Origin of the sequence: Paraburkholderia strydomiana (genome assembly GCF_031456815.1) — a bacterium.
Lineage (GTDB): Bacteria > Pseudomonadota > Gammaproteobacteria > Burkholderiales > Burkholderiaceae > Paraburkholderia > Paraburkholderia caledonica.
In genome coordinates this window covers 132,571-145,576 of sequence record NZ_JAVDVL010000011.1, presented here as the reverse complement: position 1 = coordinate 145,576, position 13,006 = coordinate 132,571, and the positions used below count along the sequence as shown (strand labels likewise).

Annotated in this window: 11 protein-coding genes; 6 read left to right on the top strand and 5 right to left on the bottom strand. The window is 62.1% G+C overall.

Features of this window, described 5'->3' with window-relative positions; all coding sequences use genetic code 11:
- Positions 1–135 precede the first annotated feature (135 nt).
- The 3 genes from J2W46_RS26105 to J2W46_RS26095 all read right to left on the bottom strand — a co-directional run bounded on the left by J2W46_RS26105 (position 136) and on the right by J2W46_RS26095 (position 3,783).
- Positions 136–1,161 (bottom strand): GlxA family transcriptional regulator, encoded by a 1,026-nt coding sequence (locus tag J2W46_RS26105; protein ID WP_310357481.1) that lies wholly within the window; start codon positions 1,159–1,161, stop codon positions 136–138.
- Between the two features lie 446 nt (positions 1,162–1,607).
- Positions 1,608–2,630 (bottom strand): methyl-accepting chemotaxis protein, encoded by a 1,023-nt coding sequence (locus J2W46_RS26100; protein WP_087750716.1) that lies wholly within the window; start codon positions 2,628–2,630, stop codon positions 1,608–1,610.
- A gap of 250 nt (positions 2,631–2,880) precedes the next feature.
- Positions 2,881–3,783 (bottom strand): LysR substrate-binding domain-containing protein, encoded by a 903-nt coding sequence (locus J2W46_RS26095; RefSeq protein ID WP_310357480.1) that lies wholly within the window; start codon positions 3,781–3,783, stop codon positions 2,881–2,883.
- Between the two features lie 148 nt (positions 3,784–3,931).
- Between J2W46_RS26095 and J2W46_RS26090 the strand changes: the two genes are divergently transcribed.
- From J2W46_RS26090 to J2W46_RS26065, 6 genes are read left to right on the top strand one after another with little or no spacing between them, the layout of a single operon-like run.
- Positions 3,932–5,257 carry an NAD(P)/FAD-dependent oxidoreductase gene (locus J2W46_RS26090; protein WP_310357664.1) on the top strand — a complete coding sequence of 442 codons (1,326 nt, stop codon included), beginning with the start codon at positions 3,932–3,934 and terminating at the stop codon, positions 5,255–5,257.
- Positions 5,258–5,309: 52 nt separating this feature from the next.
- Positions 5,310–6,035, top strand: a complete 726-nt coding sequence (locus tag J2W46_RS26085; protein ID WP_310357479.1) for an amino acid ABC transporter ATP-binding protein — start codon at positions 5,310–5,312, stop codon at positions 6,033–6,035.
- Between the two features lie 33 nt (positions 6,036–6,068).
- Entirely contained in the window at positions 6,069–6,881 is an 813-nt protein-coding gene (locus tag J2W46_RS26080) for an ABC transporter substrate-binding protein (protein ID WP_310357476.1), read from the top strand.
- 54 nt (positions 6,882–6,935) lie between these two features.
- Positions 6,936–7,733 carry an amino acid ABC transporter permease gene (locus J2W46_RS26075; protein ID WP_310357473.1) on the top strand — a complete coding sequence of 266 codons (798 nt, stop codon included), beginning with the start codon at positions 6,936–6,938 and terminating at the stop codon, positions 7,731–7,733.
- 23 nt (positions 7,734–7,756) lie between these two features.
- Positions 7,757–9,097 (top strand): NAD(P)/FAD-dependent oxidoreductase, encoded by a 1,341-nt coding sequence (locus tag J2W46_RS26070; protein WP_310357471.1) that lies wholly within the window; start codon positions 7,757–7,759, stop codon positions 9,095–9,097.
- A gap of 20 nt (positions 9,098–9,117) precedes the next feature.
- Positions 9,118–9,813, top strand: a complete 696-nt coding sequence (locus J2W46_RS26065; protein WP_310357469.1) for an SDR family NAD(P)-dependent oxidoreductase — start codon at positions 9,118–9,120, stop codon at positions 9,811–9,813.
- Positions 9,814–10,106: 293 nt separating this feature from the next.
- Here the strand turns inward: J2W46_RS26065 and J2W46_RS26060 are convergent, their stop codons facing one another.
- Together J2W46_RS26060 and J2W46_RS26055 are read right to left on the bottom strand one after the other, a co-directional pair.
- The gene (locus J2W46_RS26060) at positions 10,107–12,350 is read right to left on the bottom strand and encodes an LPS-assembly protein LptD (protein ID WP_310357466.1); all 2,244 of its coding nucleotides are present in this window, start codon (positions 12,348–12,350) and stop codon (positions 10,107–10,109) included.
- 153 nt (positions 12,351–12,503) lie between these two features.
- Positions 12,504–12,893 carry a hypothetical protein gene (locus J2W46_RS26055; RefSeq protein ID WP_310357463.1) on the bottom strand — a complete coding sequence of 130 codons (390 nt, stop codon included), beginning with the start codon at positions 12,891–12,893 and terminating at the stop codon, positions 12,504–12,506.
- Positions 12,894–13,006 lie beyond the last annotated feature (113 nt).

Genomic DNA, 13,006 nt, shown 5'->3' with positions numbered 1-13,006 from the left:
GGAATAAGTGGGAAGCGGGCGTAAACGGCTGATGGACAGGTTAAGTCGATTCAAGATTTGAACAAAAACGCGAATGCGACATTTCAGGTACAAAAAGCGACATCGCACTTCTTGCGTGACATTGGTCGTGAAAGGTCAGCGTGAGGAATCAGTCAGCGGTTGACGGCGCGCAACACCGCCCTGGCGGACTTCTCTCGGCGTGCTACCGTAATGCGCGCGATAGATTCGGCCGAAGCGCGCCGCCGACATATAGCCGCATATTTCCGCGACGTCGGAGATGGACAGATCCGTCTGAAGAATCAGATCGTGCGCGCGGGCCATGCGCAAGCCGGCGTAGAAAGCCGACGGTGTTTTGCCGACATGCGTGACGAACAGACGTTCAATCTGACGCGTCGACAGTTGTACGCGGCGCGCGAGCACCTGGAGATCGACAGGATTCTGGATGCTCGATTCCATCACCTTGACGATTTCGAGCAGTTTGGGATTGCGGATGCCGAAGCGCATTTGCGCCGGCAGACGCTGAGCCGAATCCTGCTGACGGATCTCCGGATGATTGAACTGGTCGGAAATCGCGTTCGCGATGTCGCGGCCTTTGCTCGCCGCGATGAGGTGCAGCATCATGTCGAGGGTCACGGTGCCGCCGGACGACGTGACGAACGGACCATCCACCGCAAAGATGGCGTTGGACGCCACGCTGCGCGGAAACTCTTCCTGGAACGCCGCGAGTAGCTCCCAATGAACGGCGCAACGGCGCCCGTCGAGCAGGCCCGCCTTGGCAATCAGGAACTGACCGGCGCAGATGCCGCCGAGCACGCATCCCCGGCCATGCACCGAGCGCAACCATTTGAACACAGCAGGTTTGTAAGCCTTCGTATGATTCAACCCTGCGCAGAGGATGATCAGATCGCAGGGGGGCATGTCGGCGATCGAATAGTCGATCGGAAACGGGACGCCCGCGCTCGAGTGAACAGGCGCGCCATCGATGGATAGGAAGCTCCATTTATAAAGCGCGCGCCCGGAGATGCGATTGGCCTGGCGGAGCGGATCGACCGCGGCGCCGAAGGTCATCATCGGAAAATCAGGAACCAGAAAGAATCCGACGCGCAACGGGTCGGCCGCCGCTGCGATCATTTCGAGGGCGCTATTGGAGGATCGTTCCATCGTCGGGTCACCCGTCGGCATTTGTGAAACCGACAAACTTGCCCTTATTGCTGGAGACTTGTCAACGATTGATCAGAAAGGAAGGAGCGGCCAGAGCGCTTTGGTCGGCCCCTTACAGTTGCGAATGTGTTCGACTCCGGGTCTTGAAGCCAGAACAAGAAGGGTGAAAGTAGTCGTGCCGGGCGGAACGGCCCTCGTTCGGACTCAACGCCCGATGAAAATCAGGTTTTGGCACGTTAGGCCTCGCACGATGAAGACAAAGCGTGTAACCGAACTCTCGCGGCTTTAGGGGTTTCCGTCAGCAGTAGCTGCTGTAGCCCAAACCAGCGTTTCGAACATGTCAACCCAGTCTCAAAGCCGTCGTTGTACTCGCCCCCCTGGCAGGATCACCGGCGCGCCCAATCGACACACCATCCATAAACGGCGGATGGTGTGGGCGACTCCCTTCACCGCCCCGCGCGCTTGCGCACGATCACGCCGTACCATCCCATCCCTTCGTATGTTTCGTAGCCCGGCGTGAGGGCGTAGGCCACCAATGTGTCCGCGTCCGGTCGATACGCGCCCGCCTTCGGATCGCTCACTTTGAGCGGCAGCACTTCCTGCAGCACGCCTTTGTCGTCTGAACTGGCAATCACGCGCTTGCGTGCATCGACGAGCAGGCAGCGCGTACGCGTCCACTCCTCCACCGACAAACGCACGCCCTTGACTACCGTCGAAGCTTGCGGGGTCCAATTGAAGAATACCGCCAGTACGCCGAGCGGACGCCCCCGGTTAGCGCCGCCTTCGCGAATCGCCGCCGCGTACGTCGCCACGGCGGCGCCATTGAGCGCCGCCATCGAAGCGAGTTCGGCCGCCGCATACTCGGCGCCCGACGCCGACTTCGCCGCCGCCTTGAACCACGGCTCGTCCGCCACGTTCGCTTGCCCTGCCGTGGCGAACTGGCCAGGCCGGCCGGTGGCCACGACGTTGCCCTCCATGTCGATCACCCACAGATCGAGGTACACGGTGTAGCTGTCGAGAATCACGCCTAGCCGCTCTGACGCGAACGCGCGGTGTTCGCGGGTGTCGTGCGCAACGCAATCGACGATCGCGGAGTCGGTCGCCCACCAGCGCACATCGCAGGAGCGTTCGTAGAGGTTGCGATCGACGATCTCGATCATGTTGAGCGCGAGATCCGTGAGGCGCTGCGCTTCCTGCTGCTCGAGCTGCGTGATCATCCGGTCGCCTAGGGCCGTGAGTTCGCGGCCCAGTTCGGTGGTCAACTGTCCGATGCGTTGCGACACTACCTTGACCTGATTTGCGACCACGGCAAAACCGCGCCCGGCGTCGCCGGCACGGGCCGATTCGATCAGCGCGTTGATGGCGAGAAAGGTGGTTTCACGATTGATGTCGTTGATATCCGATACGTTGCCCTTGGCTATACGGTGAACTTCTCGCGTCAAATCGACAATCTCATTGGCGTCCGCCATGACTTTTCCCCGGGCTACGGTTTAGATTCATCTGCCTTGTGCGACCGACCGCACCAAAGTGATGCTGGCGAGCGCCGTTGTGGTGCTGTCGCATTCCTATTCCTTCTTGTTGGGCGGTTCTTGTTGCCAACTGAATACTTCGACGTGCAAACAACTCAAACAACTCATGAACGGCATCACAAGGGAAATACTTTAGAACTCAATTTACAGTCGGTCGCAAGAAGCTTGTGTTCGGTCAACGAGCATGGACTCAGATATGCGCGCCCCGCCTCAACGCCGCCATCTGCTCACCGACGAGTTCGAGAAACTCGCCGACCAACGGATTGCCTCGCGGCGTCTGCGGATAAAGCGTGAATCCGCGAAACCAGATCGCCGGCGCGAACGGCCGGAACACGATGCGCGCAGGATCGGCATCCACGGTCGCGAGCGGATTGACGATGCCCACGCCCGCGCCGCGCGTCACGAGCGCGCAGATGGTCGCGCCATACGGCGTCTCGATCGCAGGCACCTGATCCGCGCCCGCCGGACGCAGCGCGCGATCGAGCGCGGCACGCGTATCGTCCGCATAGGAAGGCAGGATGAGCCGTTCGCCACGCAAGTCGGCCGCGCGAATCCGCGTGCGCGCCGCTAGCGCATGACGCGCTGGCAACGCGCATAGCCCCGCCAGTTCATAGAGTTCCTCGCTCATCACGCCGAACGCATCCGGCGTGGTGGTCGCGAAGCCTACGTCGCAGTGTCCAGACGACACCCAGCGCTGGATCGTGCTCTCGCTGCGCATTTCGAGCGACACCGCGACGCGCGGATGGGCGTCAGCGAAGCGCGCGATCACGGCAGGCAGAAACGACAGCGCGAGGACCGGCGCTGCCACGATCCGCAGCCGTCCGCTGCCGAGTTCAAGAATCTCTCGCGCCGAATGCTGCAGTTTCTCCAGACCGACGAAGCTGCGATCCACCTCGCGATAGAACGCGCTGCCAGCATCGGTGGCATGAATGCGTCCGCCATTGCGCACGAACAGCGTCAGTCCCGTGGCGGCTTCCAGTTCCGCGATTAACCGGCTGATGCTCGGTTGCGATGTGCCGAGTTCTTCGGCGGCGGCCGTCATCGAACCACGCAGCATGACCAGCCGAAACGCCTCGACCTGCCTGAGATTCATCGTTTTCTCCGGACGTGGGCCGCGCAAAACATCGGCCGAAGTCTCAGCTTGCCATATCAGAAATGAATGGAAGCCGTTTTTGGCGCTATTTGACCGGATGATTTGCGAGCGCGACACTGGACTCGATCAAGCGAACAGGGTCAAGTCCATGCGTCCCGATGCGTTGCTGTTTCACGAAACCTTCCGCTGCACCCCGTACTGGTGGGACGCCGCACCGCCCGAGGTCGCGCCGGAGCCTTTGCCGGCGAACGTGGACCTGGCAATCGTCGGCAGCGGGTATTGCGGGCTGTCGGCCGCGGCGGAGGCAGCGAAGCATGGCGCGCGCGTCGCGGTGCTGGATGGCGCCGAGATCGGCGCTGGCGGCAGCACCCGCAGCGGAGGCATGGTGTCGAGCGGTCAGAAGCTTGCGCTGACCAACGCCATTCGCGGCGTGTCCGCTGAACGTCTCACGCGCCTGATGCAGGAGTCGATGGCGAGCTTCGACTATCTCAAGGGAATCATCGGAGACGAATCGCTCGACGCAGACCTGCGCATCACCGGCCGCTTCTTCGGCGCCTATACGCCCACGCATTTCAACGTGCTGCGTCGCCAAGGCCAGTTGTTGCGCGACAAGACCGGCGTCACGGTGCATGTGATCGAGCGCGATGCGCAGCGCGGCATCATCGGCTCCGACTATTACTACGGCGGCATTCTCGTCGACGAATACGGCGGACTGCATACCGCGAAATATCATCGTGCGCTGCGCGACCTCGCGCGCCGGCGCGGCGCGACGCTGCATTCGCACGCAGCAGTGCAGCGGATCGAACGAATGGGAAATACGCGGTTTCGCGTGCACACCGCGCGCGGCGTGTTCGACGCGCGGCAGGTGCTGTTGGCTACCAACGGCTATACAGGTCCACTGCTGCCGTTCTTTTCGCGCCGCGTGTTGCCGGTCGCGAGTTATCAGATTGCTACCGAGCCGCTGCCTGAAGGCCTCATGGACGTCCTCAATCCGGGCCGCCGCATGATCAGCGATTCGAAGCGCAATCTCTTCTACACGCGGCCCTCGCCGGACGGCACGCGAATGATCTTCGGGTCGCGGCCCGCCATCCGCGAGATCGATGAACGCGAGGCCGCGCGGCGGTTGTACGCGAAGCTCGTGCAATTGTGGCCCGCCCTTCGGGACGTGCGCGTCACGCATTCCTGGAAAGGCTTCGTCGCAATGACCGGGGACAGACTCGCGCACATCGGCCAGCACGACGGCGTGCACTATGCACTCGGCTGCAACGGCAACGGCGTTGCGCTGATGAGCTATCTCGGGCATCGCATCGGCAAACATATGGCGGGTGTCGAGCAGGATGTCGGTGCATTCGGCGAAGGCGCGTTTCCCCTCTCAGGTGCGGGAATGGCCAGCACGCTTGCGGTACCCGTCGGCAGTGCACTGTACCGCATCGGCGATATGTGGCACGGCCGCGTGCGAGCAGCGCTGTCTTGAAGCGATGACGAGCCGATTCAATCAGGAAGCCGAAGCATCTAAAGGAACCACAATGATCGAGCTGAACAACGTTTCGAAGTGGTACGGCGGCATTCGCGTATTGAACCACTGCACGGCGAGCATCGCGCGCGGTGAAGTGGCCGTGATCTGCGGGCCGTCCGGGTCCGGCAAGTCCACGCTCATCAAATCCGTCAACGGGCTGGAAGCGGTACAGAGCGGGCAGATCGTCGTGGACGGCATCGACGTGACGGCGAAGCGCGCGAATCTTTCGCGGCTGCGGGCGCGGGTCGGCATGGTGTTTCAGCATTTCGAACTTTTTCCTCATCTCTCGATGCAGCGCAACCTGATGCTCGCGCAGATGAACGTGCTCGGCCGCGCGCGCGACGAAGCCGGTGAGCGCGCGCGCTCGCTCTTGCGCCGCGTGGGCTTGAGCGGTCACGAGGACAAGTATCCGGCGCAATTGTCGGGCGGTCAGCAGCAGCGCGTGGCGATTGCGCGGGCGCTTTCGATGGACCCGGTCGCGATGCTGTTCGATGAGCCGACGTCCGCGCTCGATCCCGAGATGGTCAACGAAGTGCTCGACGTGATGACCACGCTCGCGCAGGACGGGATGACCATGCTGTGCGTCACGCACGAGAAGGGTTTTGCAAAGCGCGTCGCCGACCGCGTGTTGTTCATGGACCGCGGCGTGATCGTGGAAGACGAAACGCGCGAAGCCTTTTTCGAGCGGCCGCGCTCCGAACGCGCGCGAGACTTTCTTTCGCGCATCCTGCATTGATCCAACCGCTGTCCATTTCAAGGGAGCCTCACCATGCGATTACTTCGTCTCGCACGCCATCTCGCCGTGGCCGCATCGTTCCTGGTCGGCGCGACGACCGCCGCCCACGCCGCCGATGACGTCGGCACATTGACACCGGGCAAGATCGTGGCCGGCGTCGATGCGAACAACAAGCCGTACTCGTACATCGACAACGGCAAGATGACGGGCTTCGACGTCGAGCTGGTGCGCGCTATCGCCGCGAAACTCGGTCTCACGGCCGACTTCCGCGCGCAGGACTTCGCGGGTCTGCTGCCGAGCGTGGCGAATCAGCAGGTCGATCTTGCCGCAGGCTCGATCTCGATCACAAGGGAACGCCTCAAGATGGTCGATTTCTCGGAAGGCTATCTGACGGGTCTCCTGAGCGTCGGTACGCTGCCGGACAGCACGATCGGCGCGGACGTGGCATCGGTGAAGGACAAGCGCATCGGAGTCGTGCAGGGGACCATCGAGGATACGTATTCGCAGAGTTATCTGCCGGGCGCGCAGATCGTCCGCTTTCCGAACATCAACGCGGGCTTTCTCGCGCTGCGCAACAAGTACATCGACGGCTACTTCATCGACAAGACCTTGCTCGAAGCGCTGCAAGGTAAGTATCCGGACTTGAAGCTCGCCGACAGGCTCGACATCTCAGCTTCGAATCTTCCCGCCGGTTTCGCGATCCGCAAGGGCAATGCGAAGCTCGAAGGGGCGGTCAACAAGGCGATCGGCGAACTGGTGGCGGACGGGACGTGGCTCAAGCTCTATCAGCACTTCAATCCCGGCTATCCGAAACCTGATCCGATGCCGCCGTACGCGATGAAGTGACCGCCCGCCATTGTTGCTTTGTCACGCCTCGTCAAGCGCAAGGAGAGAGTCTCCATGAATGCATTCCTGCAGAACTTCCTGGATTGGCCGCTGCTCGTCGAATCGCTGCCGACGCTGATCGGCACGGGTCTCGTGAACACGCTGATCCTGTCGGTGGTCTCGACTGCGCTCGGCATCGTGGCAGGAATGGCGCTGGCGCTCTGCGCCGTATCGCACACGCGCTGGCTGACCTGGCCCGTGCGCGTTTTCGTAGATGTCTTCCGCGGCCTGCCCGCCGCACTGGTCATCCTTGTGGTCGGCCAGGGGCTGGCGCCGGTGGGACTCTCGCTGTTCGGGCCGAATCCGTATCCGCTTGCGATCGTCGCGCTGGCGCTGGTGTCATCGGCGTATATCGCCGAGATATTCCGGTCGGGAATTCAGAGCGTCGGACGCGGGCAGATGTCCGCGTGCCAGGCGCTCGGCATGACGTACTGGAGCGGCATGCGTCATGTGATCGTGCCGCAGGGCGTGCGGCGCATTCTGCCCGCGCTTGCCAATCAGTTCATCTCGATCGTCAAGGATTCGAGCCTCGTGTACTTCCTCGGGCTGCTCACTTCGCAACGCGATCTCTTTACCATCGGGCAGAACGCGGCGGTCAATACGGCCAACCTGTCGCCGCTCGTCGCGGCAGGCGCCGTGTATCTGCTCATCACCGTGCCCCTCACGCACACGATCAATCATCTGGACCGCTGGACCAATCGCTTCATCAATCCCGCCGCGCGCCAGCAGAAGACATCGCGCGCCGCGCGCAACGTGCGCGCTGAAGAAGCGCTGCAATCGCAGACAGCGGCCGTGGCCGAGCGTCGTCCGTAACTCTCACTTCGTTGAAAGAAACCATGGGTCCTAAAGTCGACACCGTCGCCGACGATATCAAGCTGCCCGAACGCGCCGATGTGGTCGTGATCGGCGGCGGCATCATCGGCGTATCAACGGCGCTTGCGCTGCACGAAAAAGGGCTGTCCGTCGCGCTGTGCGAGAAGGGGCACATCGCGGGCGAGCAGTCGAGCCGCAACTGGGGCTGGGTCCGCGTGACAAGGCGCGATCCCCGCGAACTTCTGCCGAGCATCGAAAGCCTCAAGATCTGGCGCACGCTCGACAGAACGCTCGACATCGACACCGGCTTCAACCAGTGCGGCATCCTGTACGTATCGAACGATGACGCCGTGCTCGAACGTCACCGTGACTGGCTGAAGCGCGCTCGTCAGATAGCAGGTGACGATGCCTTCGACACGCGCGAAGTGGACACGCATGAAGTCTCACGCCTGCTGCCCGGCGCGACGCAGACGTTCAAGGGCGGCATCTTCACGCCGGGCGATGCCCGCGCGGAACCGCAAAAGGCCGCGCCCGCCATCGCCAACGCGCTGCGACGCAAGGGCGTCAGTATTCTGACGCCGTGCGCGGTGCGCGGCATCGAGACGAGCGGCGGGCGTGCGAGCGCGGTCGTCACCGAACATGGGACGATTCGCTGCGATGCGGTCGTCGTAGCAGGCGGCGCATGGACGCGCTATTTTTGCGGCAATCTCGGCGTGGAGCTGCCGCAACTGCTCACGCGTGCGTCCGTGCTGCGTACCGAACCCCTCGAAGGCGGTCCCACGTGCAGCGCCAATAACGAGGAATTCGCGTTTCGCAAGCGTGCGGACGGCGGCTACACGGTCGCGTACGGCTTGCGTACGCACGCCGATCTGACGCCCGATTCGTTCCGCCTCTTCTTCAAATACATTGAAGCATTGAAGAGTCAGATGGGCGCGCTACAGATCCAGATCGGCAAGCGCTTTTTCGACGAACTCAAGCGGCCGCGCCGCTGGGCGCTCAACGAATCGACGGTTTTCGAACATGTTCGCACGCTCGATCCTGACCCCGTGGTGCCATACGTCGACAAGGGTCTCAAGGCGTTCACCGAAGCGTTTCCGCAGCTGTCGGGCGCGCGCATCGCGCAGCGGTGGGCCGGCTACATCGACGTGACGCCGGACGCGATCCCCGTCATCTCCGAAGTCGCACGCGTGCCGGGCATGTTCATCGGCACCGGTTTCTCGGGACACGGTTTTGGGATCGGGCCGGGCGCGGGCCGGCTGATGGCCGACCTCGTCAACGGCGACGCACCGCTCGTCGACCCGCACGCGTTCCGTCTTGGGCGCTTCAGCGACGGCTCGAAGATCACGATCGACGCGGGATTATGATAAGCGAGGACCGATAGCACATGGAATTGCACCTGGACAAAGTGGCGATGGTGTCGGGCGCGAGCCGCGGCATCGGACGCGAGATCGCGCTGGAACTGGCGCGGCGCGGTTATAGGCTGTCGCTCGGTCTGCGCGATACGCACGCTTACGATGGCGTGCCCGATGCGTTCCTGCATCCCTACGAGGCGCGCGATCCCGACGCCGCCCGCGCCTGGGTGGATGCGACGATCGCGCGCTGCGGGCGCATTGACGTGCTGGTGAGCAACGCGGGCATCTGCCGCATGATCGACTTCGATACCGGCACCGATGCGCTCTTGACCGAAACCTTCGAGATCAACGTGAACGCGCCTTTCCGGCTCGTGCAGGCGGCGCTGCCGCATTTGCGCCGTGCAGGAGCCGGACGCTTCGTGCAGCTTGCGTCGCTTTCCGGAAAACGTGTGAAGAACCTGAACGTCGGCTATCAGATGTCGAAGCACGCGATGGTGGCGCTCACCCATGCGGTGCGCCGTGCGGGTTGGGACGACGGCGTGCGGGCGACCGCGGTATGCCCCGGCTTCGTCAACACGGACATGGCCGCAGGCATCGCCGATATTGAACCGATGGCGATGACGCAGCCGCAAGACCTGGCGCTTCTGGTGGTGAATACTATCGAGTTGCCAAATACGACGAGCGTGGCGGAACTGCTCGTCAATTGCCGCTATGAGGAGACGCTTTAGTGGCCGCCTGCGCTTCTTGAGCTAAAGCCAAGCAACGGTGGCCTGGCTGCCTGCCTGCATGCAATCTCTGACGCCTATGAGTGTCCGGCGCCCTGCGTGATGGATTCGACGTACTGCTCGACAGTCTGAACACGGTAATCGATCGGCGTAGCGCTCGGACGCATGACGAGATCATGGTCGCGCGAACTTGCCGTCGCATAGACCTGTGCGCCGAGTGCGCGTGCCAGTTGTACCGAGACATGTCCTGCTCTCTACTGATAATCGCTGAACCGCGAGGTGGGCTCCTCCACCGTCTAAGTTGGCGTGAAACCCGGCACGTTCGCGCGAAACTGATTGAGCAAACCATTGTCGACCTGCGAAAAACCCTTTAACTGAAGCTGCATGAGCGCCCGCGTGCCGGTACTCGGCGACGTCGCAAAGCTCGTGGCATTGGTGTACTTCTCAAACGCGACCCCGAATGACCAGCAATCCGCGTCGTACTGAACCCCGAGCAGGCCGGCAATCAGACGATGCGTGCTCATGTCGTAATTGACGCGCGCAACACTCGCCACGTTACGCGCAAGCGGCCATTGCCCCGAAACGATGAACTGATTGACCGGCTGGTAATCGAGCGTGCTGTTGGCGCGCGTGTAGCGGTACGCCACATTCAGCACCTGATGTGCACCGGGAGCCCAACCAAGGCCGGCTTCCGCATGTGTGAGGTAATGATTGGCCTGACTGTACTCAACGGCCTGCTCCGCGCTGAGGTTCGGCCCGACCTTGTACGACGCACCCAGAATGATTCCGGTACGCGCAACGGTACTGATCGCGTCGTCCGACTGCAGCGTCACACGCGGCGTGCGAAAGTCATATTGTTCGGCGAGCACGAATCGCGCGCGCTCTTCGCCGCTCACGGGGTCGATGAAACGCGTGGTCAATGCAGCCGTCGCCCGATTTGCATCGGACACTCTGTCGTTGCCGACAAAGCTGTTTGCCATGAAGAGTTCGGCGAGCCCGAAGTCCGCTGTGGCGGTGTCAAATAGCGGAACATAGGATTGGTTGCGATAAGGTGTGTACACATAAAACAGACGCGGCTCTAGCGTCTGAATGTACGACTGCCCGAAAAGTCGGACGCTTCGCTCGAAGCGCATGCCCGAATCGAGGCTGAACGTCGGCACGTTGACACTGAACGATTTCGGCTCGCCTGCAGGCACGTCCGATCCGATAGACGTCAGATCGTATGCCGCGAAATGCCATGCGAGCTTCGGCGTGATGAACCAGCCCGGCCGCTCGATCGGATAGCTCACGTAAGGGTTGAAAACGAAACGATTGCCGTGCGTCATATCCGACGACGAGATCGTGAAGCGCGTCGCATCCGCTTCCGCGCCGATGTCGAAGCCGGCCACGTTATAGCGTGCGTACCGTACGTTGACCTGCGGCTCGCGGTTGTAAGTCGAGTCACTGGAGAACGACTGCCAGCGCTGCTCCCGAGCCAGTACGGTCCACGGCCCGTCGGAATAGGTCAGTCCGGCTTCCTGCTGGTATAGGGTGGTTGAACCCGTCGGAAAGGCGACGCCGGAGGCGAGATCGGTCACCACCGTGGAATCGGAGACGCGGTTGTAATTGACGTATGCGCCAAAGCCCGAGCCGAAGCTCCAGTTCTCCTTGAGCGCAATCGAATAGCGCTGCGTCCTGGTAATCGCATCGTGCGGCAAAAACGCCACGGACAGGGAGCCCGAATCGTTGGGGCGCAAGTAACGGTAATCCGCTGTGAGCATCGCGCCCCGGCGCGTCATGATGCGCGGCGTCAGCGTGAGATCGTAATTGGGCGCGAGGTTGAAGTAGTACGGGAGCGCCACGTCTACACCATTGGTCGAACTCATCGAGAAAGTTGGCGGCAGCAGGCCGCTGCGTCGCGCGCCCGACAGCGGAAACGAAAGCCACGGACTCGCGAGCAGTGGTATGCCCTGAAAGAACAGCACGCCGTTATGAGCGATACCCTCGTCAGTACCTGTGTCGATATCGAACTCGGACGCGTTCACGTACCACGCCGGCTGCGATTCGCATTGACAGGTGCTGTACGTGCCGTGATGCACGACCGAGCGCTCCTTATCCACGAGATCGATACGCCGGGCGCTGCCCCAACCTCCGGTCAGATGGAACCGGTACTTTGGCACGCTGATATAGCCTTCATTCGCGTCCACGTAGAAATGCGCGTCGGGTCCAGCGAACACGTTGCCATCTCGAACAAGCTGAACGTTGCCATAGGCATCGGCCTTGTCCACATCGACGTCGTAATGCAACGCGTCGCCCTTCACGATCGACACGTCGCGCCGCAATTGCGCGTGTCCCTTGAGCGATACGTCGGTGTCCGTCGTGGCCGTGACAGAGTCGGCGAACGCCGAGATTGCCGGCCGATCTTCCGCGCGCATGGGCTGCTCGGTCAGTTGCGGCGCGAGCCGCAGTCCCCATGGGCCATCCACCGATTCCGGCTGTGCCGAGGCGCCGCTCAATTGCGCGTGACCGGCAAGCGGTATGTAGCCGGCGGTAAAGAGCAACAGGGAAACAAGCGGCCTTAAGCGAAAGCGCTGAAATACACTGCGTAGTTTCAAATGAGGTAACGATAGGAAAGAATGAAGGACGCAGCGATGCGAGAGAAATCGCGGCGATGCCGGCAATGTGTCGCCAATGCGCCGGCAGACGGCGCGGCGCTATTGCAGCGTCGTGCCGCCGGCGCGAGGCTCCTCCGCAGCCACCACGCCGCCAAGCGCTTGCAGCAGATAGGGAATCTGGTCGGCGGGCAATGAGAAGGACAGTCCCGCACTCGCCGATAGATGAAAGCGGATCACCACCATTCCCATGCCGTTCAACCTGCCGACTTCCCAGCCCTGGCACTGCAGTGCGAAGCCCATCTGCTGATCGTTATGGGCCACGCGGTCGGCGTGTTCTATTGCATTGGGCAGCGCCACAAGCAGGTCGTTAAGTACCGAGCGATGCAATGCGGCCGTGGGCTGATTGCCGTGAATCAGAAGGTACTGGCCATCGGCAGTTAACTGCATGTCGGTAATCGAATTGAGCAAGAAAGCCGAAATGTCAGACACGGGTTGTGTCCTCTCCCATAGCGCGGGCTCGCTCCGGGGTGCGGACCTCATGACGCGATGCATCGCGGCGAACCAACAGCGACACCATAGCGAGGCGCGCGGAAAAGATCGGC